Origin of the sequence: Pseudomonas juntendi (assembly GCF_021560075.1) — a bacterium.
Lineage (GTDB): Bacteria > Pseudomonadota > Gammaproteobacteria > Pseudomonadales > Pseudomonadaceae > Aquipseudomonas > Aquipseudomonas juntendi.
The window spans coordinates 4,500,349-4,522,507 of the sequence record NZ_CP091088.1; the positions used below are offsets into that span (position 1 = coordinate 4,500,349).

The following is a 22,159-nucleotide window of genomic DNA, read 5'->3' on the forward strand; positions in this document are numbered from 1 at the left end:
GAAACATGATGATCCCGGTAATTCTTTCTGGTGGTAGCGGTTCGCGTCTGTGGCCTTTGTCGCGCAAGCAGTTCCCCAAGCAGTTCCTGGCCCTGACCGGTGAACATACGCTGTTCCAGCAAACCCTCTCGCGCCTGGCGTTCGAGGGCATGGACACGCCGATCGTGGTCTGCAACAAGGACCACAAGTTCATCGTGCAGGAGCAGCTGGCTGCCCTGAAGCTGGAAACCCAAGGCATCCTGATGGAGCCGTTTGGCCGCAATACGGCGCCCGCGGTGGCCATGGCCGCGATGAAACTGGTCAACGAAGGCCGCGACGAACTGATGCTGGTGCTGCCTGCCGACCATGTGATCGAGGACCAGAAGGCCCTGCAACGTGCCCTGGCCCTGGCCACCGTCGCGGCAGAGCGCGGCGAGATGGTGTTGTTCGGGGTACCGGCGACCAAGCCGGAAACCGGCTACGGCTACATCCGCTCCAGCCAGGATGCATTGCTGCCCGAGGGCGTGGCGCGGGTCGCGCAGTTCGTCGAGAAGCCCGACGAGAAGCGCGCCACCGAGTTTGTCCAGGCCGGTGGTTACTTCTGGAACAGCGGCATGTTCCTGTTCCGCGCCAGCCGCTTCCTTGAGGAGCTGAAAAAGCACGATGGCGATATCTACGACACCTGTGTACTGGCCTTGGAGCGTAGCCAGGAAGACGGCGATGTGCTGAGCATCGACCCCGCCACTTTCGCCTGCTGCCCGGACAACTCCCTCGACTACGCGGTGATGGAAAAAACCCAGCGCGCCTGTGTCGTGCCGATGTCGGCCGGCTGGAGTGACGTGGGCTGCTGGTCGTCGTTGTGGGAGGTGCATGAGAAGGACGACAATGGCAACGTCACCAAGGGCGATGTGGTGGTGCAGGACAGCCGCAACTGCATGATCCACGGTAACGGCAAGCTGGTGTCGGTGATCGGCCTTGAGAACATCGTGGTGGTCGAGACCAAGGACGCCATGATGATCGCCCACAAGGACAAGGTTCAGGGCGTGAAGCAGATGGTCAAGACACTGGACGAACAGGGCCGTAGCGAAACCCAGAACCACCTGGAAGTGTATCGCCCATGGGGTTCTTACGACTCGGTGGACATGGGCGGCCGCTTCCAGGTCAAGCACATCACCGTCAAGCCAGGCGCCAGCCTGTCGCTGCAGATGCACCACCACCGCGCCGAACACTGGATCGTGGTGTCCGGCACTGCCGAGGTGACCTGCGACGAAAACGTGTTCCTGCTGACCGAGAACCAGTCGACCTACATCCCGATTGCGTCGGTGCACCGCCTGCGCAACCCGGGCAAGATCCCGCTGGAGATCATTGAGGTGCAGTCCGGGAGTTACCTGGGCGAAGATGATATCGAGCGCTTCGAAGATGTGTATGGGCGCACCTCTACGCCGGTCGAGCGTGGGGTTTCGGTGAAGACCATCGCGCAGTAAAGCGGCAAGCGGCAAGCGGCAAGCGGCAAGCGGCAAGCGGCAAGCTACAAGAAACAGCGGGGCGGCGTCGAATCTAAAATTGTGGGTTCTCCACCGCCCTGCTTTTTCTAGTAGCTTGTAGCTTGTAGCTTGTAGCTTGTAGCTTGTAGCTTGTAGCTTGCAGCTTGCAGCTTGCCACTCCAAGATGTGCCGAGACTCGAACGGAATCCGCACATCATGATCATCGGTGCCGTCCTTATCCTCACCTGGCTGGTGCTGCTGTTGCGCTACCCGGCCAAGGCCCTGCCCATTTCCCTGGCCGCCGTGTGCGGCCTGGGCCTGGTGGCCCTGTTCGTTGCCTGGCAGGACACCCGCGAAGCCTCGCAACTGGCCCGCCTGGACCTGCGCCTGCGCTACGCCCCAGACAAGTGCCCCGCCGACCGAACCCTGCAGGTGCACATGAAGAACGGCAACCCGGTACCCCTCACCGAACTGCGTTGGCGCGTAGCCGCCTATGCACCGGGCGATACCGTGAACCTCGCCGAAAATACCTACAACGCGCCGCGCTACCGTGGCCCTGGCGAACTGCAGCCGGGGGCCGAGTGGATAGACTGCTTGCCCTTGCCACCCCTGCGTTCCGGTTACCGACCACAAACCCTGGAGTTTCGGGCCGAGCACCTGCAAGGTACATTTGCCAATTGATTCATTGACTGTACTGGCGACACACCTCTCACCTTGATCAAAGGCCCCCACCATGCCCACCGTCCTGATCACCGGTTGTTCCAGCGGCATTGGCCGCGCCCTGGCCGACGCCTTCCGCGATGCCGGCCACCACGTCTGGGCCACCGCCCGCAAGCCTGAAGATGTCGAACAACTGAGTGCCGCCGGCTACACCGCCCGGCAACTGGACGTGAACGACAGCGATGCCCTTGCCCGCCTGGCCGAGGAACTGGACAGCCTCGATATCCTGATCAACAACGCCGGCTACGGCGCCATGGGCCCGTTGCTCGATGGCGGCGTGGATGCGCTGCGCCAGCAGTTCGAAACCAATGTCTTCGCCGTGGTAGGCGTCACTCGCGCGCTGTTCCCGCTGCTGCGCCGCTCACGGGGCCTGGTGGTGAATATCGGCAGCGTATCCGGCGTACTGGTCACCCCGTTCGCCGGCGCCTACTGCGCCTCTAAGGCCGCCGTGCATGCCCTGAGCGATGCCCTGCGCCTTGAGCTGGCACCGTTTGGCGTGCAGGTGATGGAAGTGCAACCCGGGGCGATTGCCTCGCAGTTCGCCAGCAACGCCCAGCGCCAGGCCGAGCAGGTAGTGGGGGCGGATTCGGCGTGGTGGCCGTTGCGTGAACAGGTGCAGGCGCGGGCGCGGGCTTCGCAGGACAAGCCGACTTCGGCGGCGGTGTTTGCCAAGGGCGTGCTGGCGGCAGTGAGCAGGTCACCGGTACCGGCTGTGGTGCGCTTGGGCAATGGCAGTACGGCGTTGCCGTTGATGGCTCGGTTGCTGCCGCGGCGTTTGCTGGATTGGGCGTTGCGCAAGCGCTTTGGCCTGCTGCGACCGCTTTGATTCTTTGCTTGCCTGTACCGGCCTCTTCGCGGGCTTGCCCGCTCCCACAGGTATGGCACCCGCTTCGGAATCACACTACTCCTGTGGGAGCGGGCAAGCCCGCGAAGAGGCCGGTACAGGCAGTAGACAATCAGGCAATGGACCGCAGCACCCCGCCGTCCACCCGCAACGCCGCCCCGGTGGTAGCACTGGCCTGCAGCGATGCCAGGTACACCACCATGTTGGCCACCTCTTCCACTGTCGCCAGCCGCTTGATCAACGAACTGGGCCGGTGCTCGGCCAGGAAGCTGGTTTCCAGCTCAGCAGTCGTCACCCCCTGCTCCTCGGCCAGCTTGGCGAAGAAGTCACCCACGCCTTCAGAGCGCGTCGGCCCAGGCAGCACGGCATTCACCGTTACCCCCGTGCCCGCCAGGGTCTCGGCCAGCCCTCGTGACACCGCCAACAGCGCGGTCTTGGTCATGCCGTAGTGAACCATCTCGGTCGGGATCTGCAGCGCCGACTCACTGGACAGGAACACCACCCGCCCCCATTTGCGCTCGGCCATGCCTCGGGCATAGTGGCGCGACAGGCGCACCGCGCTAAGCACGTTGACGTCGAAGAAGCGCTGCCAGTCTTCGTCTTCGATCTCGAAGAACGGCTTGGGCTCGAAGATGCCCAGGTTGTTGACCAGGATGTCGGTATGCGGCACCTGGTCGAACAGCTTTTGCGCACCTTCCTGGGTGCCGAGGTCGGCAGCGATGCCGATGATGCGCGCTTGTGGCAAGCGTTCGCGCACGGCGTTAAGCGCTTCGTCGACGCGGGATTGGGTGCGGCCGTTGAGGACCACTTCGGCGCCGGCTTCGGCCAGACCTATGGCGATGGCCAGGCCAATGCCGGCGGTGGAACCGCTGACGATCGCGCGTTTGCCGTTCAGGGAAATGTGCATCTTTGCCTCCTCATCTGTCTGGGAAATCGCCGGGGCTGCTTTGCAGCCCTTCGCGGGCAAGCCCGCTCCTACAGGTATTGCGCTGTACCTGAGACCTGCGCTGTACTTGTGGGAGTTGGCTTGCCGGCGATGGGCTGCAAAGCTTTCTTCACCGGTTGCTGATCAAACGCCTGCCAGCCACCCCCCAAGGCCTTGTACAGCGCCACCAGCGCCTGCGACACCGCCGCCGAGCTGTCGATCCACTGTTCCTCGCTGGCCAGCAAGGCACTCTGCACCGTCAGCACGTTGAGAAAATCCACCGCCCCTTGCACGTACTGGCGCTGGGCGGTTTCCAAGGCGATGCGGTTCTGCCGCACGGCCTCGGCCAGGTGATCACGGCGCAACTGACTGGCGTTGTACAGGCGTAGCACATCGTCAATCTCATGCCAGGCCCCCAGCACCACCTTGCGATAATTAAGCGCCGCTTCCTGCTGCTGCGCCTCGCGCAACTCCAGGGTGCCCTTGAGTCGGCCGCCCTCGAAGATCGGCAATGAAAGCTGTGGCCCAAAGGCAAACCGGCGCGCGTCCCAGGCACCGAAATCGGACAACTGCATGGCCTGGAAGCCGACACTGCCAGACAGCCGGATGCTCGGGTAGAAGTCGGCCTTGGCCACGCCGATGCTGGCGGTGGCAGCGTGCAGGCGAGCCTCGGCCTGGCGGATGTCCGGCCGGCGCTCGGCCAGCTCGGACGGCAAGCCGATGGCGAACTTCTGCCGCGGCGCAGGCAGTTCGCCGCCCTGTAGCAACTGGGCCTGCAGGCTGCGCGGGGGGTCGGCGGCGAGCAGGCTGAGGGCGTTGATCAGGTCATCGCGCCGGGCTTCGAGGCTGGGCAGACGCGACTCGATGGACGCCACCTGGGCACTGGCCTGGGCTACGTCGAGGCGGGTAGCGACGCCTTCGGCCTGGCGGCTTTCCGAAAGCTTCAGACTGTGCTGGGCGACCTTGAGGTTGTCGCGAGTGACATCGATGGTGTGCTGCACCGCACGCAACTGGATGTAGTTGCCGGCAGTTTCCGACAGTAATGCCAACAGCACCCCGCGGCGGTCGTTCTCCGCCACTTCGACCGTGGCATCGGCCGCCTCGACCTGGCGCCGCACGCGGCCCCACAGGTCCAGCTCCCAACCCGCTACCAAGTCGCCCTGCCAGAGGTTGAAGGCTTGCTTGCCCGCCTTGCCAGACGGGTCGCTCAGGCCTTCGGCGCTGTTGCGGGCACGGCTGTAGCCGGCAGCAGCATCCACCGCCGGCATTTCATCGGCGGCCACGGTGCTGCGCAAGGCCCGGCTTTGTACCAGCCGGGCACTGGCCATCTGCAAGTCGAGGTTGCGCTCGGCAACGCGCTGGATCAATGCGCTGAGCTGGGCATCGTGGAAACTTTCCCACCAGCGCAGCTCCAGCGGTTCGGCCTGCGGCTGGCTGGCCGCCGCCTCACCTTGCAGCGGCGCCCATTGTTGCGGTGCCTGGCTGTCGGGGCGCAGGAAGTCCGGGCCCATGCTGCAGCCAGCCATCAGGACGGCCAGCAGTAATGGGCTCACGCGTAATGCCGCTTTCATCGTGCGCTGACCTCTTTGCCGTTCAGCTTGTCGCCACGGGTATCGATGGTCGCTTCCACCGACATGCCCACGCGCAAGCGGGCGAGCAGCGGCTGGCCATCATCGAAAACGATCTTCACCGGAATGCGCTGCACCACCTTGGTGAAGTTGCCGGTGGCGTTGTCCGGCTTGACGGCGGCGAAGGTCACGCCGGTGGCCGGGGCGATACTCTCCACATGGCCTTGCAGCTTCTCGCCGGAGAAGGTGTCGACGCTGATGCTCACCGGCTGGCCCGGCTGCACGTGGGTCAGCTGGGTCTCCTGGAAGTTGCCGACCACATAGGCCTGTTGCAACGGCACCACCGACAGCAGGCGAGCGCCCGGGTTGACGTAGGCGCCGACCCGCAGCGCGCGCTCGCCGACCATGCCGTCCACCGGCGCGGTGATGCGTGTGTAGGACAGGTCAAGCTGGGCTTTTTCCAGGCCCGCTTCGGCGCGTTTGAGCTGGCCATCGGCACTGGCTACCTGGGCGGTAAGGATGTCCACTTGCTTGCGCGCCGCCACCAGCGCTGCTTGGGAATTGGCCAGCCGCGCGCGGGCCTGGTCGACCCTGCTGCGTGCCTGCTGGGCATTCTGCACGGTACCGGCGCCCTGCTCGGCCAGGCGGCTGTAGCGGTTGACCTCATGGTCGGCGAACGCCGCTTCGGCCTGGGCCGCTTTCACCGCAGCTTCGGCCTGGGCAATCAGCGCGGCCTGGCGTTCGAGGGTGGCGCGGGCATCGGCGCTTTGCGCCTTGGCCACCAGCAATTGCGCCTGCGCCGCATCCAGCGCGGCCTGGTAGTCACGGGCATCGATGGTCGCCAATAGCTGGCCAGCCGTGACCTGCTGGTTGTCCTCTACCAGCACCTCTTTGATAAAGCCGGCTACCTTGGGCGCGACCACCGTGTAGTCGGCGATCACATAGGCGTCATTGGTGCTCTGGCGGTGGTCGCTGCCGAACAGCCAGGGGCCGACGATGCCAGCCAGGACAGCCACGGCGAGCACCGAGCCGATGAACAGGGTTTTGCGGTTGTTGGTCATATCAGCGGTTCTCGAATTCATCCAGGGTTCAGGCCACCGCGCGCGGCGGGTAGACCCGAGTGGGCACGAAAGGAATCAGGCAGATCAGGGCCACGGCGATGCAGGCCATAACCAGGTAAAGGTCGGCCGAGGTCAGCACCAGCGCCTGATCGTGGATGCGCCTGGCCAGGCCAGCGGCGTTATCGTCGACCAGCGGAGCGTTGCCCAGGCTGTCCACCAGGTGGTTGGAATGGAAGTGCCGGCGCAGGGTGCCAAGCGCATCCAGCAGGCCACCGGCGATCACCGCGGCCAGGCCCTTGACGGTGTTGAACCAGCTGGAGGCGAACGGGCCTTCCTGCGGGGTCATGCCGTTGGTGGACAGCATCAGCAACGGCAGCACCGCCATCGGCTGGCCGAACACCTGCAGCAGGTAGAACGGGTAGAAGTCGCCACGGATCCATTCGCTGGTCAGCAGGCTGCTGCCAACACAGGACACCGCCAGCATCGCCAGGCCGATGCCCAGCACCCAGCGGCAGTCCACCGCGCGGATGTTGCACAGCGCTGCGGTCAATGGCAGGGCGATCAACTGCAGCATCGCCACCAGCATCATCAGCGGGCTGGTCTGCGCCGGCCGGTAGCCCTGGATCTGCGCCAGGTAGGCCGACGGAATGCTGCCGACACCCGACAGCACGACCAGCACGCCGGCCAAGGTCATCAAGGCGAAACTCAGGTTGCGCCGCGACAGCATGCGCAACTGGAAGAACGGCAGCGGCTCGGACCATTCGTTGAACATGAACAGCACCAGCAACAGCAGCCCACCCCCGAGCAGCCAGCAGATCAGCGGCGAGTCGAACCAGCCCCAGCGGTCCCCCAGCGACAAGCCCAGGACGATACTGCTGATGGCCGGCAGGCCAAGCACCACGCCACGCCAGTCGAACTGCCTGAAACGCTCCAGGCGCAGCGGGTCCTGCGGCAGGCCCCAGCCCACACAACACATGGCCAGTGCCGACGGCAGAATGATCTGCCAGAATGCCCATTGCCAGCCCACGTATTCAGTCCACAACCCGGCCAGCGGGGTACCGAGGTTGGGGCCGAACGTGGCGGTCAGGGCGTAACAGGCCAGGCCGTACACTTTGATGCCCGGCGGTAGGAAACGCAGGGCCACGCTCATCAGCATCGGTGGCAAGGCGCCGGCGGCAAAGCCCTGCAGCACGCGCAGCAACATCAGGCTGTGCAGGTTGGGGGCGAACGGCTGCAGCAAGCCGAGCACGGCGAACAGGCCAATGGCGCTCAGGGTGAAGCGCCGCAGCGAGAAGGTGGTGGCCAGCCACGGCGCAAAGGCCATGGCCGAGACCGAAGCGGCGCTGTACACCGCCAGCAGCCAGGCACCTTCGTCGGCCCCGATGCCCATGGCGCCGCGGATATCGGCCAGGGAAATCTTGGTCACCGACTCGTTGAGGCCCGCACACAACACGGCCAGCAATACACCGAACAGTCCGACCACTACCTGCAGGCCGAACGCCGTCTGCGCAGGCGCAGCCGGCGCGGGGGCGCCGACGATGGCAGCAGACGGGGCGGACAGGGAACTCATGCAACGACATCTCCAGCAACAATTTTCGACTGGAGCAAGTCTAAGAAGGTGGAATGCTGACGAAAACTGACTTCTCGGTAGTTTTATGTTGCGCCAGGCGCAATCCACTTTTTTGCAGATCTGGCCCTATCGCCGGCAAGCCAGCTCCCACAGGGATCGCATCAGGGCTGACAGGTGTTTGCCACAAGGTATGGCAGCGCCTGTTAGAGCGAGCGCCGCCCGCGCGGCGCAATCGCGAGCTGCGCTCGCTCCTACGTTTGTTTCGGGCCAATTATTCCTGTGGGATTCGCGCGCGAACGCCTTGGTGCATGCCTCAATATCGCGCCGTACAAACCAGGCGGCCGCGCGCGCCTGTCACAGGCGTTACTGGCCCGAAACAAACGTAGGAGCGAGCGCAGCTCGCGATTGCGCCGCGCGGGCGGCGCTCGATCTCAAAGGCGCTGAAGATGCTCCGGCTAGCCTTGCCAGAAACCATAGAATCTCCCACAGACTGGAAGCTGGCTTGCCAGCGATGAGGCCCTTACAGGCAATCAAGGATCAACACTGCAGCAAGCCTTCAAGGTCTGCCGCAACCACCTATGTGCAGGGTCGTTGTGAAACCGCGGGTGCCAGGCTTGCAGCACCGTCACCCGCTCCAGCGGTACCGGGATCTCGAACGATCGCAGTGGCAACCCGAGCTTGTGCACGCTGTTGAGGATATTCGCCGGCATCGGCAGGATCAGGTCCGAATCCGGTAGCGAGAACAGCGCCGAGTGAAAACTCGGGGTAATCAATGCCACCCGCCGTTGCACCTTGAAGTTGGCAAGCTCGACATCAATCGGCCCGTTGGCCCGGCCACGGCGGGATACGCTGATCTGTGGGTAACTGGCAAAGCTGGTCGGCGTGATCGGCTGCTCGAAGATCGGGTGGTCGCGCCGGGCCAAGCCTACATAGTAGGTCTGGAACAGGCTCTGCACCTTGATCTCCGGTCCCAGATCCACGGTCGAGCTGATGATCAGGTCGGTGCGCCCGTCGCGCAGCACGCTGTCGTCGTCACCGCCGGGGCTTTCCGGCACGAAGCGCAGCACCGTGCGCGGTGCCTGCTCGTGCATGCGGCGCAGCAGCTGGGCACCATACAGGGCGATGAACAGGTCATTGGTGCGAATGTTGAAGGCACGGTCGAGCTTGGGCAGGTCGACTTCATCGGCGCTGCGGAACACTTCGCCGGCCTGCTCCACCAGCGCCGCCACCTGCTCGCGCAAGGCCAGCGCCCGTGGCGTCGGCACCAGCCCACGGCCCGCGCGCACCAGGATCGGGTCGCCCAACGCATCGCGGATACGACTCAGGGTCCTGCTCATGGCCGCGGGGCTCAGGTTCATGCGCTGCGCCGCGCCGACCACACTGCCTTCGTCGAGCAGCGCATCGAGGGCGACGAGCAGGTTCATGTCCGGGAGTTGCATGGCCGTGTTCCATTACAGCTGGGGGAGTGGCGATGGTAGCAGGTTGGCCGATTGCACCAGACGCAATGCGCTCGTACGTGGTGGGGTATTTATTCTGGACGGTGATTGGGTCATAACAGTTGCAGTGCCTGCACCGACCCTATCGCCGGCAAGCCGGCTCCCACAGGGATCCCACAATGCCCAAGGGATGTGTTGAACGAGTGGGAGCAGGGTTGGCCGGGATAGGGGCGGTGCAGGCAAATGACTAGCCAGCCAGAAGCAAGGATCCTGCATGTCCAGCCCCGTCCTGATCGCCATCGACGCCTCCCCCGCCGCCACTGCCCTGCTCACCCTCGCCCGCCGTTACTGTCGCCCCGGCGAACACGAATTGCACGTGCTGCTGGCCATCGACTCTACCTTCGCCGTGCACGAGCAACCCGCGCCCTACACCACCGAAGAGCTGGAGCAATACCCCGCCGCCTGCAAGGAACAGCACCAGGCCGACGACGCGGTGGCCAAGGCGGTAGGCGAGTTGCAACAGGCCGGCTTCGCCAGCCAGGGCTGCATGATCGCGGGGCAACCGGTCGAGGCGATCGTAGCCAAGGCGCAGGAACTGAACTGCGAACTGATCATCATGGGCCACCGCCACCTGTCACGGCTGGGCCGGTTGCTGGACCCATCGATCAGCGCGAAGGTGATCGACCGGGTGAAGGTGCCGGTATTGGTGGGGCCCGCCTGAACGCCAGGTTGTCGATGCTGGCAGGCGCACAGCGTACCCTGTGGGAGCGGGCGCGCCCGCGAACACCGGCGCAGCCGGTGCCAGCCACCGCGTTGGATTCTTGCCGGGCATGCCCGCCACCACAGGTCCAGCGCTGTATCTAAAGGCAGTGCAGTGACTGTGGGCCAGAATGGCGCCGCAGGTCACCCCTCGCTCGGCTTCACCACCACCGTACAAGTCGTCCCCGCCGCCAGCAAGAACCCGTCCGGCACTTCATCGATGTGAATGCGCACCGGCACCCGCTGCGCCAGGCGTACCCAGTTGAAAGTAGGGTTCACGTCGGCAATCAGCTCACGGCTTTGCGGGTTGTCGCGGTCGTAGATACCGCGGGCGATGCTCTCCACATGGCCCTTGATGCGCTCGCCGCTCATCATCTGCAGCTCGGCCTGGTCACCTACCTTCACATGCGGCAGCTTGGTCTCCTCGAAGAAGCCATACACCCAGAACGAGTTTTCATCGACCACTGCCATCACCGCTTCACCGGTACGCGCATAATCGCCCCGGTGGATATTCAGGTTGGTCACGTAGCCGTCCACCGTGGCTACGATATGGGTGCGCTTGAGGTTCAACTCGGCTGCTGCCAGTTCAGCCTGGGCCTGCTGGTAGTCGGCCAGCGCCGAGTTGGCGATGTTACTGGCATCGTCACGGTTTTCCTTGGAGATCACCAGGTTGTCCATGTCGGCACGGCGCTTGGCGTTGACCTTGCGCATCTCCCAGGTGGCCTTGCGCGACGCGACCAGCGCCTTGGCCTGGTCGACAGCGAGCTGATAGTGCTCGGGGTCGATCTGGATCAACAGGTCGCCCTTCTTCACCCGCTGGTTGTCCTTGACCGGCACGTCCACCACATAGCCAGGCACGTCGGCGGCCACGTTGATGATATCGGCACGCACGCGGCCGTCACGGGTCCACGGCGTGGTCATGTAGTGCACCCACAACTGGCGACCGATGGCCACGGCAGCGACCAGCACCAGCAGGGTGGCGATCAGGCTGAAGAACTTTTTCATCGAAGGTTTCTCACCAGTAGACAGTAAGCGCCATGGCGCCGAACAGGCAGACGAACAGGCTCAGGCGCAGCAACGCCGGGTGCCAGAAGAAGCGGTAGCCATCATGGCTGGCGATGAACCGGTCCAGGCCCCAGGCCAGGCCCAGCGCAAACAGGAACATCAAGGTCATGGTGGGCATGTACACACCATGGAAGGCGATTTCGCGGGGCATGCTTTCACGCAGCATCTGGCAGTCCTTTCGCCGGCACCAGCGGCGACTGTGGGTCGAGCAGGGAAGAACGGATGAAGTGCAGGTAGCTTTGCGCACGGCGCAGCACCGAGGTATCGAAGTGCCGGGCGAATGGCTCGTCAGTGGCCTGCACCCGGGCAATGGCATGGTCCACTGCTACCAGCGCGCGTTCGTGGTTGCTGGCACTGGGCTGCAGAAACAGCCGTGCCAAGGCCCGGCCCATCACGCGGATGGCCTGGCGCCACGGTTGCGACTCGGCATACGCCGGGTGCACCGGCGCGCGGGCCTGCTCCTTGCGCAGCTCGATGACCGCGTGGCCGACCTCCAGTACGGTGAACATCCAGCCCATCAGCTCGCTCTGAACCTTCGGTTTGCCGGCTGCCAGGCCGTAGGCCTGGTGCAGCAGGTCGCGGGTGCGGCTTTCGAACGCCGTGCCGATGCCACGCAGGCGGCCGCTGATGGCAAACAACACCTGCTCGCGTAGCTCCTGCTCCAGGCGGCTCCACAACCAACGGCTGTTGGGTGGCAGGATGATCGCCCCGGCGGCGGCACACACGCACATGCCCAGAATCATGCCGATGTAGTCATTGATGAAGCTGTAGGGGTCGTACACGGTCAGGTTGTTGGGTACCGAGCCGATGGCGAAAAACACCAGCAGGCCGATGCCGTAGCCCGCGTAGGCCGGCCGTGACGAGAGAAACGCGCCGAGCACGAACACAGGCGCCAGCACCATGCACAGCAATGGGAACCCATCGATCCAGGGGAACACGAAGAAGGTCTCGAAGAAGCCGACCAAGGCCCCCAGCGCAGTGCCGCAGGCCATCTGGAACGACATGCGCTTTGGGTTGGGCGAGGCCGCCGACAAGCCCACGGTCACCGTGGCGATCAGGGTCATCATGGCGCCACTGGGCCAGTCGCTGAGCAGCCAGTAGCTGCCCAGCAGCAACAGCACCGCCGAGGCGCGCACACCCGCTGCCAACGACACCAGCCAGCTGGTCAGCGCCACATAGGGCTCGTCCCATTGCTCGCGCTCGTGCTTGTGTGCGGCCAGCGAGGCGTGGGTTTCGGCGTAGCTGAACATTTCGTCGATGAAGCGGTACAACAGCTCGAACACCGTGTGGAAGTCGAGCTGGTCGGCCGCGCTAGGCCCGGTTGCCAGGTACTCGGCCCGCAGGCTACGCACCTGGGTTTGCAGGCCTTCCTTGTAGGCACCCAGCTCCAGGGTCAGGCGCAGTGCATCGGCGTCGGTCAGCGCCCGGCCCACGTAAGGCTGCAACAGCTCCACCAAGGTGTTCAGGCCCGGCTCGATGGCGGTGACGATCTGCCGCGGGCCACGTGCACGCAGCCGCTCCAGCAGGCGGTGCAGGGCGTTGAAGCGTGTGGTGATGGCCATGAACTCGCTGTTCATCCGCACCAGCCGGCCACTGCGCCGGCGCATGTGCGGGTCTTCGAAGGCGGTGACATTACGCAGGCTTTCCAGGCCCACCGCCTCGGCCACGAAGCGCACGTTGCTGCTCTCGAAACGGTCACGCTGGCTGTCACCGCGCAAGGCCTCGACCACCACCCCGGCGAACACACCAAAGCGCTGGTACAGGGCGTTACGCATGGCGGCGCTGGCCGACTGCGGCAGGATCGCGGCACTGACGAAAGTCGACACCAGGATGCCCAAGGCAATTTCCAGCACCCGCCACACCGCAGCCATGAACGCCTGGTCGGGGTGCTGCAGCACCGGCAGGCCGATCATGGCCGCGGTGTAGCCGGCCAGCACGAAGCCATAGGCGCGGAAGGTGCGGTAGCGCATGGCACCGGCCGAGCACAGCCCAACCCACAGCGCCAGGCTGGGCAGGAACAGCTCGGTGTTCTGCGGAAAAATGGCAATCAACGCCACCATCATCGCCGAGCCGGCCAGGGTGCCGAGCACCCGGTAGAAGCTCTTGGCGAACACATGGCCGCTTTGCGGCTGCATGACGATGAACACGGTGATCATCGCCGTGCGCGGTTGCGGCAGCTCCAGGCGCATGGCCAGCCACAGGGTAATGAACGCGGCTGCCAGTACCTTGAAGATGTAGACCCAGGTCACGCCATCGGTACGCGCCCAGGCGAAGAAGCCGCGACGCCATTCCAGGCTTTGCAGCCAGCGCACAGGCAAACTGGAAGTGCTCATTCAGCGTTGTCCGGCCGGGTATCGAAAATGGCCAGGGCCGTCGGGGTGTTCGGCGCAGCCTGGCGTTCTTCCTGGGGTACGTCCTGGCCAGCCTGCAGGCCACCGCCCAGCGCGGTGACCAGCTCGGCATGGGCGATCAGGCGTGCCGCCTGCACCTGCTGCTGCACCTGCTGCTGGCGGAACAGCAAGGTCTGCGCATTGAGCACGTTGAGGTAGTCGGTAAGGCCACGCTGGAAGGCGACCATGGCGATGTCGTAGGTTTTCTGCGCGGCGGCCACCGATTCAGCAGCGAAATGCGACTGCTGCTGCATCGACTCGCGGCGGATCAACTGGTCGGAAATGTTCTTCAGCGCACCGACCACGGTCTGGTTGTAGCGCGCCACGGCCACGTCATAGCCAGCCGAGGCCACGCCCAGCTGCGAGCGCAGGCGCCCGCCGTCGAAGATCGGCAGGCTGATGGCCGGGCCAACGTTGTAGTTGAACTTGCGCCCGGTCAGGAATTCCAGCGGCCCGCCGCCCGTGGCCATGAAGCCCAGGCTGCCGACCAGGTCGACGTTGGGGAAGAAGCCGGCGTGCGCGACGTCGATGCCGCGTGCCTGCGCAGCCACCTGCCAGCGGCTGGCGACCACATCCGGGCGCTGGCCGACCAGTGCCGCAGGCAGGTTGGACGGCAGCTTCAGTGGTGCGGCCAGGGCCAGAGCCGGGCGCTGCAACTGCGCGCCCTCCCCCGGGCCTTTGCCGGCCAGGGCGGCCAGCTGGTTGCGGGCCAGGGCGATTTCTTCGTCGAGGCTATCGAGCTGGCGATGGGTTTCCGGCAGCGGCGCTTCGGCCTGGCTGACTTCGAAATGGGTGCCGATACCGGCCGCCAGGCGGCGCTTGGCCAAGGCCAGGATCTGTTCTTGCTGTGCCAGCTCGGCCTTGACGATATCGCGCTGGGCAAAGTGCAGGCTCAGCTGGATATAGGCACGCACCACGTTGTTCTGCAGCTCCAGCTGCGCCTGGCGCGCTTCAGCCACGCTCATGTGCGCCTGGTCCACGGCCTGTTCACTGGCGTTGCGTTCACGGCCCCACAAGTCCAGCGCGTAGCTCAAGCCAATGGCCGCGTTGTTGTCCCAGGTGTTGGCACCCGACAACGCGCCAGGCCCATAGAACTGGTCTTCAGGCCAGTTGTGGCGCTTGAGCGTGGCCTGGCCGTTGGCCTGGAGCTTTTCAGCCGACTCGACCACACCGGCCATGGCCTTGGCTTCACGCACCCGCGCGGCGGCCATGGCCAGGCTCGGGCTGCCGGCCACTGCCAGGGCAACCCAGCGGTCCAGTTGCGGGTCGCCATAGGCGTGCCACCACTGCTGGTCGGGCCAGTGAGCATCGCTTGCGGCTTCGCGAATGGCCGCGTCGGTGGTCAGGGTATTGGCTTGCAGCGTCTTGCTTTGCGGGGCGATGCCCCAGGTTCCGATACAGCCGCTCAAGGTGAGGGCAAGGGCACAGGCACTGAACGCACTGAGCGTTCTGATGATGCGACGCGGCACAGCTGCGATTTCCCGAGGAAGAGGTGGAGGGGCCGAGCAATTCTAGGGGGCGGCAGCACTGGCGATAAGCGTAGATTCCTGCGAATCTTTGTTACCAAAATGGCGATAATCCGCCTTTGGTCGAAGGTAAGTTTTCATAACTTTTGCGTTGCTTCGTGACACAATTTTGTCCTCTACCTAGAGAGTGACCCATGGACACCCTGCAAAACATGCGTGCTTTCAGTTGCGTGGCGCAATTAGGCAGCTTCACGGCCGCTGCGGCGCAACTGGACACCACCACCGCGAACGTGTCGCGGGCGGTCTCCAACCTGGAAGCCCATCTGCAAACAAGGCTGCTCAACCGTACCACCCGCCGCATTGCGCTGACCGAGGCCGGCAAGCGCTACCTGATGCGCTGCGAACAGATTCTGACCTACGTCGAGGAAGCCGAGGCCGAGGCCAGCGACGCCCATGCGCGCCCCGCCGGGCAATTGAAGGTGCATTCGATGACCGGGGTGGGCCAGCATTTCGTGGTGGATGCGATTGCCCGCTACCGTGAATCGCACCCCGACGTGACCTTCGACCTGACCATGGCCAACCGCGTGCCCGACCTGCTTGACGAGGGCTATGACGTGTCCATCGTGCTGGCCACCGAGCTGCCGGACTCAGGGTTCGTTTCGCAGCGCCTGGGCATCACCTACAGCATCGTCTGCGCGTCGCCGACCTACATCGCCCGCTATGGCCTGCCGCACAAACCTGCCGACCTGCTCAAGCACGCCTGCCTGCGCATGGTCAGCCCGGTGATCCCGCTGGAAAAGTGGCTGTTCGATGGCCCGGAAGGCCAGGAGATGGTCAACATCACCAGCTCACCGTTCATGGTCAACACCGCCGACGCCATGAAGACCGCGATCCGCAGCGGCATGGGCGTAGGCGTGCTGCCGATTTATTCGGCCATCGATGGCCTGCGCGACGGCAGCCTGGTGCGGGTGCTGCCCGAGTACCGCCTGCAGGAACTGAACCTGTACGCCATCTACCCGTCGCGCCAGTATCTGGATGCCAAGATCAAGACCTGGGTCGAATACCTGCGCAACTCGCTGCCGGAAATTCTTGCCGCGCATGAGGCCGACCTGAAAACCCATCAGGTGCTGATCGCCGACTGAGGGCAGCTGCAAGTAGCAAGTAGCAAGTAGCAAGAAAAAGCAGATCCGTTCACGTGCTGCTTTTTCTTGTAGCTTGTAGCTTGCAACTTGTAGCTTGTAGCTTTCCCCCCTTGGAAGCAGCCCGATGAAAAAGACCGTCCTGGCTTTCAGCCGAATCACCCCGGCCATGGCCGAGCGCCTGCAGCAAGATTTCAACCTGATCCAGCCCAACCCCAAGTTGGGCGACATCGCCGCCCAGTTCAACGAAGCCCTGCCCGAAGCCCACGGCCTGATCGGGGTCGGGCGCAAGCTTGGCCGGGCGCAGCTGGAAGGTGCGGCCAAGCTCGAGGTGGTGTCCAGCGTGTCGGTCGGTTACGACAACTATGACCTGGACTACTTCAACGAACGCGGCATCGCCCTCACCAACACCCCGGACGTGCTCACCGAAAGCACTGCCGACCTGGGCTTTTCGCTGATCATGGGCTGCGCACGGCGTACCGCCGAACTCGACGCCTGGACCAAGGCCGGCAACTGGCAGGCAACCGTGGGCCCGGCGCACTTCGGCAGTGATGTGCATGGCAAGACCTTGGGCATCGTCGGCCTGGGCAACATCGGCGCAGCCGTGGCCCGCCGTGGCCGCTTCGGCTTCAACATGCCGATCCTGTACAGCGGCAACAGCCGCAAGAACGCGCTGGAGCAGGAGCTGGGCGCGCAGTTCCGCAGCCTTGAGCAGTTGCTGGCCGAAGCCGATTTCGTGGTCATCGTGGTGCCCCTGTCGGACGCGACCCGCAAACTGATCGGCAGCCGCGAGCTGAAGCTGATGAAGCCAAGCGCGTTCCTGATCAACATTGCACGCGGGCCGGTGGTCGATGAAGCCGCACTGATCGAAGCGCTGCAGAACGGCACCCTGCGCGGCGCAGGCCTTGATGTCTACGAGAAAGAGCCACTGAGCGATTCGCCGCTGTTCAAGCTGCCCAATGCCCTGACCTTGCCGCACATAGGCTCGGCCACCGCCGAAACCCGCGAAGCCATGGCCAACCGGGCGCTGGACAACCTGCGTGCGGCGCTGCTGGGTGAGCGGCCGCGGGACCTGGTGAACCCGCAGGTGTGGAAGGGCTGATCCCCCCGGTTATCCCTGTACCGGCCCTATCGTCGGCAAGCCAGCGCCCACAGTTTCGGTAGCTGGTCGCTGATAGGGCCATGACTCATCTGGCCTCCACAACCCCCTCAGCTACCCGTGCCCTGGGCTTGCGAAACACCAGCACATTCCCGGCCATCACTGCGACAAGGGTTTGCCAGTGCCAGCCATTTCAGCAATCGGTTCCGCCAGGCCGTTGGCGCCACACCGGGCGAGTACCGCCTGGCCTTCAACCTGTGACATCGGGGCTGCTTTGCAGCCCATCGCAGGCAAGCCCCACAGGGATCGCCTTAGGGCTGACAGGTGTTTGCCACAAGGTATGGCAGCGCCTGTTAGAGCGAGCGCAGCTCGAGATTGCGCCGCGCGGGCGGCGCTCGACCTCACAGGCGCTGAAGATGCTCCGGCTACCCTTGCCAGGAACCATAGAATCTCCCACAGGGATTGCATCAGGCCCGGCCTCCATGCAGTACCTGTAGGAGCTTGCCTGCGATGGGCCGCGAAGCGGCCTCTGCTCCCTAAAACTCAAAGGTACTGGACAGGCTCACCTGCCGCGCATCCCCAATCGCCACAAAGTACTGGTTCACCGCCGAGCTGTAGTACACCTTGTCGAACAGGTTCTTCACGTTCAGCTGCAACAACACCTTGTGCTCATCGAGCTTGGTCTCGTAGGTCGCAAATGCGTCAGCCACGGTGTAGGACGGCAAGTCGAAGGTGTTGGTCGCGTTGCCGCTGCGCTCACCCACATACCGTGCCCCGGCACCAAAGCGCAGGCGGTCGCCGCCGAACAGGCTGCCGTAGTCGTACACCGCCGACAGCGAGCCGCTGTGCTTGGCCACGTTCTGCAGGCGGTTGCCCTTGAGGTCGGGGTCCTCGGTGACCTTGGCATCGGTGAAGGCATAGCTGCCGATCAGGCTCCAGCGCTCGCTGAGCTGGCCGGTCAGGTCCAGCTCTACCCCGCGTGAATTGACTTCACCCGCATTGCTGTAAAGCGTATCGCCGGTGCGCGTGTCGAAATTGGCCACCAGCACGTTGCGCTTGGTGATGTCGAACAGCGCCAAGGTACCGGTCAGGCTGCCCGGCATGTCGAGCTTGGCGCCCAGCTCCCACGACTTGCCCTCTTCCGGCGCCACCGACGAGTCCAGTACCACCCCCCCGGTGAGCGGCGCGATGCTGGAGTTGGGCTTGAACGATTCGCTGTAGCTGCCATAGAACGACAGTTGCTCATCGACCTTGTAGACGATACCGGCATGCGGCACCCAGGTCTGGCCGTTGGTATCGGTGTTGGCCGTGAACGGGCGACCGCGGCCGGCGTACTGGTCGTACTGCTGGAAGCGTGCACCGGCCACCAGGATCCAGTGATCGTCCAGGTGCAGCGCGTCCTGCAGGAACAGCGCGTCGGTGCGCAGCTTGTCGGTCTGGTCACTGTCGCTGGCACGCACGGTGGTGCCTTCCACTTCCCGCCCGTACACCGGGTTCACGTAGCTGAAGCTGGACCGCGCGGCTTGCCGGATCAGGTCAGCGCGGTAGACCTTGCGGTCTTCATGGTCGGCGCCCAGCAGCAAGTCATGCTGCATGCCGGCCAATTGCACGGTGCCGGTCAGGCTCAATGTTGCGAACTGGTCACGGCTCATGGCGCCGTGGGTGCCATCGATACTGCGGGCCAGGGTGCCATTGGCTTGGTTCACCCCCGTGACGCGAACCTGGCTGGCGTCGTAGGTCTCACGGTTGAAGCTGTAGCCAACGTGCAGCTTCCAGTCATCGGCCAACTGGTGGTCGACCTCCAGACGGTACAGGTCCGAGCGCCCTTCCATGTCGTTGAAGGGCTCGTCCAGGCGCCGGGTGGCGGGAATGTCCAGCGGGTGGCCATTGCTGCCAAAGGCCGTGCCCCGATCGAACGGCGAGAGAAACTCGCGGTGCTCGTAGGCCAGCACCACCTGGGTGTCTTCGCCCAGCCAGGCCAGCGACGGCGCGACCAGCGATTCACGATGCACCCCGAAGTTGCGCCAGTAATCTTCGTCTTCGTGGTCGACGATCATGCGGTAGGCTAAGTTGCTGTCGCCCAGCGCGCCGGTGCTGTCGAAGCCTCCGCCGCTGCCGTTCTTGCCGCTGCCGTAGGTGGAACCCCGCAGGTTCAGGGCATTGTACTGCTCGAGCTGGGGGCGCTTGCTGACCACGTTGATGACCCCGCCCGGGTCCTGGATACCGTATAGCAGCGAGGCCGGCCCCTTCAGCACTTCGACCCGTTCGGTACTGGCATTGAGGCTGCGGCCCTGCACGATGGGCATGCCATCGCGCATGATCGAGCCGTCGCGGTTGTCGCCGAAGCCGCGCTTCATCACCGTGTCGGAGGTGCCGCCGAAGTTGTTGCCCTGGGTAATGCCGCTGACGTTGGCCAGGGCATCGTCAAGGTTGCGCGGCGCCTGGTCACGGATGACCTGCGCCGGGACCACGTTGATCGCCTGGGGAATGTCCTGGTTGGCGCCCTGGCCACGCATGATCGACGCCGTGGCTGGGGGTTGGTAGCTGTAGTCGTCCCGTAGCGAGGTCACCGTGGTGGCCTGCAGGTTGAGGGCACCGGTAGTATCCAGCGCGTCCAGGGTAAGGGTCCGCGCGTCCAGGCGCCGCCAGGTCAGCCCGCTGCTTGCCAGCAGCTGTTGCAGCGCCTGTTCGGCACTGTAGGTGCCGGTCAGCGCCGGCGCCTGCACCCCGGGCAACGCTACGGTGTAGACCACGCTTTGGCCCGTGGTCCGGCTGAAGGCGCTGAGGGCCTGGGCCAGCGGTTGCGCCGGCTGGGCGAAGGCGTAGGCCTGCTGTTGCTCGGCAGCGCTGGCCTGGAGAGCCACGGCAACGGTCGGGAGCATGGCAAGGCCGAACCAGAGGGGGACGCAACGCGGGGAGAACTTCATGGACGCTGACCTGTGAGAGGAATATGAGTACGAATGAATCGCACTTCCACTCATTACACGGATGCCACGGTCGGTTACCTCATGCGCTTTTGAAAATATTTTCCCGGTGCTGCCGGTTCGCGGGCAAACCCGCTTCCACGGCAGGCGCCAACGGCGGCCGATACAGGGGCTAGCGGATCAGCGTCAAACGGCCCAGCACGGTCTGCCGTGAAAAGCCCATCACCTTGCCCATCGAATCCAGTGCCAGCAGCGGCTCGGCCAAGGGGAAGCTGCCACTGACCTTACGCTGCCCGAGTTCCTCATCCAGCAACAGGATCCGCCCTGGGTAGTAGCGCCCCAGGTCTTCGATCACCTGCGCCAACGGCACCTGGTAGTAATTCAGCCAGCCCTGGCGCCAGGCCAGGCGGTTGTCGCTGTCCACCGCCAGGGTTGCGCCGGCCCGGCCGGCACCGTAGCTCACCTGCTGGTTGGCCGTCAGCTCCCTGGCCGTGGCCCCCGCGGCCGGGCTCACCGCCACCCGCCCGCTGCGCACCGTGACCTGCGTGCCGTCCCCCTGCTCACGCACCTCGAACTGGGTACCGAGTACCCGCACTTCACCGCCGTTGGCCTCGACCAGGAAGGGCTCGCCGGTATGCGTGACCTGGAAGAACGCCGCGCCATGCAGCAGGCGCACGCGACGCTGGCCATGGGCAAAATCGACCGCAATTGCACTGCCCGCATCCAGGGTCACCTGCGAGTTGTCCTGCAGGGTAACCTGGCGAATCTGCCCGGTACTGCTGTAGTCGGCCTGCAGGTCCTGCAGCCAGTAGCCTGGGTGCCAGCCCCCGGCGCCCCCAATGGCCAGCACCAGGCAGGCCGTCAGCCCGATTGCCGTCAGGCGCGCGCGGCCGGGGCGCCTGGCAGCCGGGCGAGCCATGGCGGCCAGGTAGGGCTGCAGGCTGGCATGCTCTTCGGCAGCCAGCCGCGACGCCGCCACACCACTGTTGCGCCACAGCGCCTGGGCCTGTTCGTACGCGGCGCGGTGCCTGGGCTCGGCCAGCAGCCAGCGCTTGAACGAGGCCCCCTGGGCCACTGCAGGTTGCTCGCTGATGCGGCTGAGCCAGCGCAACGCGGCCTGCGCCTGCGCCTCGGTAATCGGCGGTATAGAACTCATCGGCAGGCTCTCCCAGGCCGGCGCGGGGTGGACGCGGGCTCGGCAACACTCGCCTTGCACGCTTCCAGGGCGCGCATCATATGCTTTTCCACCGCGCTCTGGGACAGCTGCATGGCCTTGGCGATCTCGCCGTACTTGCAGCCGTGAATGCGGTTGAGCAGGAAGATCTGCCGGGTGCGCTCGGGCAAGGCGCGCAAGGCAGCCTCGATACGCTGCAGGCCATGGTCCACTTCCACGGCCTGCTCCGGCGCATGCGCCATGCTCGCCTCATCCACCGCCAGCGCGGCTTCGGCAATGCGTTCGCGGCTGCCCTCACTGCGCAGGTGGTCGATGGCCAGGTTGCCGGCACAGCGCAGCAGGTAAGTATCCAGCGCCTCGACTTTCACCTCGGGGCGACGCCAGAAGCGCAGGAACAACTCCTGGACCAGGTCCGACGCCGTGGCGCGGCAACCCACGCGCCGGCTGACCAGTGCCTCCATGCGTGCACGCTGGGCCTGGAACACCTGGACAAAACGCGCACGCCCGCCTGCGCTGTCGGCATCCGGCCCGAGGGTATCGCCCTGCTCGCTCATGC

General features: G+C 64.8%; 17 protein-coding genes and 3 pseudogenes. 7 read left to right on the top strand and 13 right to left on the bottom strand.

The genetic code is table 11. The annotated features are described in order from the left end of the window. The first annotated feature begins 8 nt into the window (after positions 1-8). From L1P09_RS20905 to L1P09_RS20915, 3 genes are all read left to right on the top strand, one after another. Complete coding sequence (locus L1P09_RS20905) at positions 9-1,463, top strand: mannose-1-phosphate guanylyltransferase/mannose-6-phosphate isomerase (RefSeq protein WP_009684471.1); 1,455 nt, start codon at positions 9-11, stop codon at positions 1,461-1,463. A 216-nt stretch (positions 1,464-1,679) separates the two neighbouring features. Beyond that, positions 1,680-2,144: a multidrug transporter gene (locus L1P09_RS20910; protein ID WP_192440920.1), complete on the top strand. Its 465-nt coding sequence runs from the start codon at positions 1,680-1,682 to the stop codon at positions 2,142-2,144. A gap of 52 nt (positions 2,145-2,196) precedes the next feature. Then, complete coding sequence (locus tag L1P09_RS20915) at positions 2,197-3,009, top strand: SDR family oxidoreductase (protein WP_192440922.1); 813 nt, start codon at positions 2,197-2,199, stop codon at positions 3,007-3,009. Between the two features lie 130 nt (positions 3,010-3,139). On the opposite strand, the gene L1P09_RS20920 is transcribed toward L1P09_RS20915, so the two are convergent. The 5 genes and pseudogenes from L1P09_RS20920 to L1P09_RS20940 all read right to left on the bottom strand — a co-directional run bounded on the left by L1P09_RS20920 (position 3,140) and on the right by L1P09_RS20940 (position 9,590). Continuing rightward, positions 3,140-3,934, bottom strand: a complete 795-nt coding sequence (locus tag L1P09_RS20920) for an SDR family NAD(P)-dependent oxidoreductase (RefSeq protein ID WP_235768058.1) — start codon at positions 3,932-3,934, stop codon at positions 3,140-3,142. 152 nt (positions 3,935-4,086) lie between these two features. Then, positions 4,087-5,523: pseudogene (locus L1P09_RS20925) on the bottom strand (efflux transporter outer membrane subunit); the annotation flags it as partial. After that, positions 5,520-6,581, bottom strand: a complete 1,062-nt coding sequence (locus tag L1P09_RS20930; protein ID WP_009685812.1) for an HlyD family secretion protein — start codon at positions 6,579-6,581, stop codon at positions 5,520-5,522. The gene L1P09_RS20930 and the pseudogene L1P09_RS20925, both read right to left, overlap by 4 nt. Positions 6,582-6,609: 28 nt before the next feature. Then, positions 6,610-8,151: an MFS transporter gene (locus L1P09_RS20935; protein ID WP_235768059.1), complete on the bottom strand. Its 1,542-nt coding sequence runs from the start codon at positions 8,149-8,151 to the stop codon at positions 6,610-6,612. 530 nt (positions 8,152-8,681) lie between these two features. Next, entirely contained in the window at positions 8,682-9,590 is a 909-nt protein-coding gene (locus L1P09_RS20940; protein ID WP_009685043.1) for a LysR family transcriptional regulator, read from the bottom strand. Between the two features lie 271 nt (positions 9,591-9,861). Between L1P09_RS20940 and L1P09_RS20945 the strand changes: the two genes are divergently transcribed. Next, positions 9,862-10,308: a universal stress protein gene (locus L1P09_RS20945; RefSeq protein WP_054906227.1), complete on the top strand. Its 447-nt coding sequence runs from the start codon at positions 9,862-9,864 to the stop codon at positions 10,306-10,308. A gap of 182 nt (positions 10,309-10,490) precedes the next feature. On the opposite strand, the gene L1P09_RS20950 is transcribed toward L1P09_RS20945, so the two are convergent. Genes L1P09_RS20950 through L1P09_RS20965 form a run of 4 tightly spaced genes read right to left on the bottom strand, consistent with a single transcriptional unit; the run spans position 10,491 to position 15,270 of the window. Beyond that, positions 10,491-11,351: an efflux RND transporter periplasmic adaptor subunit gene (locus tag L1P09_RS20950; RefSeq protein ID WP_054906228.1), complete on the bottom strand. Its 861-nt coding sequence runs from the start codon at positions 11,349-11,351 to the stop codon at positions 10,491-10,493. 10 nt (positions 11,352-11,361) lie between these two features. Continuing rightward, positions 11,362-11,562 carry a DUF1656 domain-containing protein gene (locus tag L1P09_RS20955; RefSeq protein ID WP_009685040.1) on the bottom strand — a complete coding sequence of 67 codons (201 nt, stop codon included), beginning with the start codon at positions 11,560-11,562 and terminating at the stop codon, positions 11,362-11,364. 4 nt (positions 11,563-11,566) lie between these two features. Beyond that, the gene (locus L1P09_RS20960) at positions 11,567-13,744 is read right to left on the bottom strand and encodes an FUSC family protein (protein WP_235768060.1); all 2,178 of its coding nucleotides are present in this window, start codon (positions 13,742-13,744) and stop codon (positions 11,567-11,569) included. Then, positions 13,741-15,270, bottom strand: a complete 1,530-nt coding sequence (locus L1P09_RS20965; protein ID WP_235768061.1) for an efflux transporter outer membrane subunit — start codon at positions 15,268-15,270, stop codon at positions 13,741-13,743. The genes L1P09_RS20960 and L1P09_RS20965 overlap by 4 nt, the downstream gene beginning before the upstream one ends. 191 nt (positions 15,271-15,461) lie before the next feature. Between L1P09_RS20965 and L1P09_RS20970 the strand changes: the two genes are divergently transcribed. Together L1P09_RS20970 and L1P09_RS20975 are read left to right on the top strand one after the other, a co-directional pair. Then, entirely contained in the window at positions 15,462-16,409 is a 948-nt protein-coding gene (locus tag L1P09_RS20970; protein ID WP_235768062.1) for a LysR family transcriptional regulator, read from the top strand. A gap of 124 nt (positions 16,410-16,533) precedes the next feature. Continuing rightward, complete coding sequence (locus L1P09_RS20975) at positions 16,534-17,508, top strand: 2-hydroxyacid dehydrogenase (protein WP_054906231.1); 975 nt, start codon at positions 16,534-16,536, stop codon at positions 17,506-17,508. An 85-nt stretch (positions 17,509-17,593) separates the two neighbouring features. Here L1P09_RS20975 and L1P09_RS26420 read toward each other — a convergent pair. Beyond that, positions 17,594-17,695: pseudogene (locus tag L1P09_RS26420) on the bottom strand (EamA family transporter); the annotation flags it as partial. Here L1P09_RS26420 and L1P09_RS20980 point away from each other — a divergent pair. After that, positions 17,665-17,766: pseudogene (locus tag L1P09_RS20980) on the top strand (AraC family transcriptional regulator); the annotation flags it as partial. The pseudogenes L1P09_RS26420 and L1P09_RS20980 overlap by 31 nt on opposite strands. Before the next feature lie 275 nt (positions 17,767-18,041). On the opposite strand, the gene L1P09_RS20985 reads toward L1P09_RS20980, so the two are convergent. The 3 genes from L1P09_RS20985 to L1P09_RS20995 all read right to left on the bottom strand — a co-directional run bounded on the left by L1P09_RS20985 (position 18,042) and on the right by L1P09_RS20995 (position 22,157). Then, the gene (locus L1P09_RS20985; RefSeq protein ID WP_232893005.1) at positions 18,042-20,432 is read right to left on the bottom strand and encodes a TonB-dependent siderophore receptor; all 2,391 of its coding nucleotides are present in this window, start codon (positions 20,430-20,432) and stop codon (positions 18,042-18,044) included. Between the two features lie 169 nt (positions 20,433-20,601). Beyond that, complete coding sequence (locus L1P09_RS20990; protein WP_235768063.1) at positions 20,602-21,585, bottom strand: FecR family protein; 984 nt, start codon at positions 21,583-21,585, stop codon at positions 20,602-20,604. Then, positions 21,582-22,157 carry an RNA polymerase sigma factor gene (locus L1P09_RS20995; protein WP_235768064.1) on the bottom strand — a complete coding sequence of 192 codons (576 nt, stop codon included), beginning with the start codon at positions 22,155-22,157 and terminating at the stop codon, positions 21,582-21,584. Before L1P09_RS20995 ends, L1P09_RS20990 begins: the two co-directional genes overlap by 4 nt. Between the last annotated feature and the right edge of the window lie 2 nt (positions 22,158-22,159).

Coding starts and splice junctions, on each gene's coding strand:
- L1P09_RS20905 (WP_009684471.1), top strand. CDS start 9: ATGATCCCGGTAATTCTTTCTGGTGGTAGCGGTTCGCGTCTGTGGCCT.
- L1P09_RS20920 (WP_235768058.1), bottom strand. CDS start 3,934: ATGCACATTTCCCTGAACGGCAAACGCGCGATCGTCAGCGGTTCCACC.
- L1P09_RS20930 (WP_009685812.1), bottom strand. CDS start 6,581: ATGACCAACAACCGCAAAACCCTGTTCATCGGCTCGGTGCTCGCCGTG.
- L1P09_RS20960 (WP_235768060.1), bottom strand. CDS start 13,744: ATGAGCACTTCCAGTTTGCCTGTGCGCTGGCTGCAAAGCCTGGAATGG.
- L1P09_RS20985 (WP_232893005.1), bottom strand. CDS start 20,432: ATGAAGTTCTCCCCGCGTTGCGTCCCCCTCTGGTTCGGCCTTGCCATG.
- L1P09_RS20975 (WP_054906231.1), top strand. CDS start 16,534: ATGAAAAAGACCGTCCTGGCTTTCAGCCGAATCACCCCGGCCATGGCC.
- L1P09_RS20910 (WP_192440920.1), top strand. CDS start 1,680: ATGATCATCGGTGCCGTCCTTATCCTCACCTGGCTGGTGCTGCTGTTG.
- L1P09_RS20945 (WP_054906227.1), top strand. CDS start 9,862: ATGTCCAGCCCCGTCCTGATCGCCATCGACGCCTCCCCCGCCGCCACT.
- L1P09_RS20970 (WP_235768062.1), top strand. CDS start 15,462: ATGGACACCCTGCAAAACATGCGTGCTTTCAGTTGCGTGGCGCAATTA.
- L1P09_RS20995 (WP_235768064.1), bottom strand. CDS start 22,157: ATGAGCGAGCAGGGCGATACCCTCGGGCCGGATGCCGACAGCGCAGGC.
- L1P09_RS20935 (WP_235768059.1), bottom strand. CDS start 8,151: ATGAGTTCCCTGTCCGCCCCGTCTGCTGCCATCGTCGGCGCCCCCGCG.
- L1P09_RS20990 (WP_235768063.1), bottom strand. CDS start 21,585: ATGAGTTCTATACCGCCGATTACCGAGGCGCAGGCGCAGGCCGCGTTG.
- L1P09_RS20940 (WP_009685043.1), bottom strand. CDS start 9,590: ATGCAACTCCCGGACATGAACCTGCTCGTCGCCCTCGATGCGCTGCTC.
- L1P09_RS20915 (WP_192440922.1), top strand. CDS start 2,197: ATGCCCACCGTCCTGATCACCGGTTGTTCCAGCGGCATTGGCCGCGCC.
- L1P09_RS20955 (WP_009685040.1), bottom strand. CDS start 11,562: ATGCCCCGCGAAATCGCCTTCCATGGTGTGTACATGCCCACCATGACC.
- L1P09_RS20950 (WP_054906228.1), bottom strand. CDS start 11,351: ATGAAAAAGTTCTTCAGCCTGATCGCCACCCTGCTGGTGCTGGTCGCT.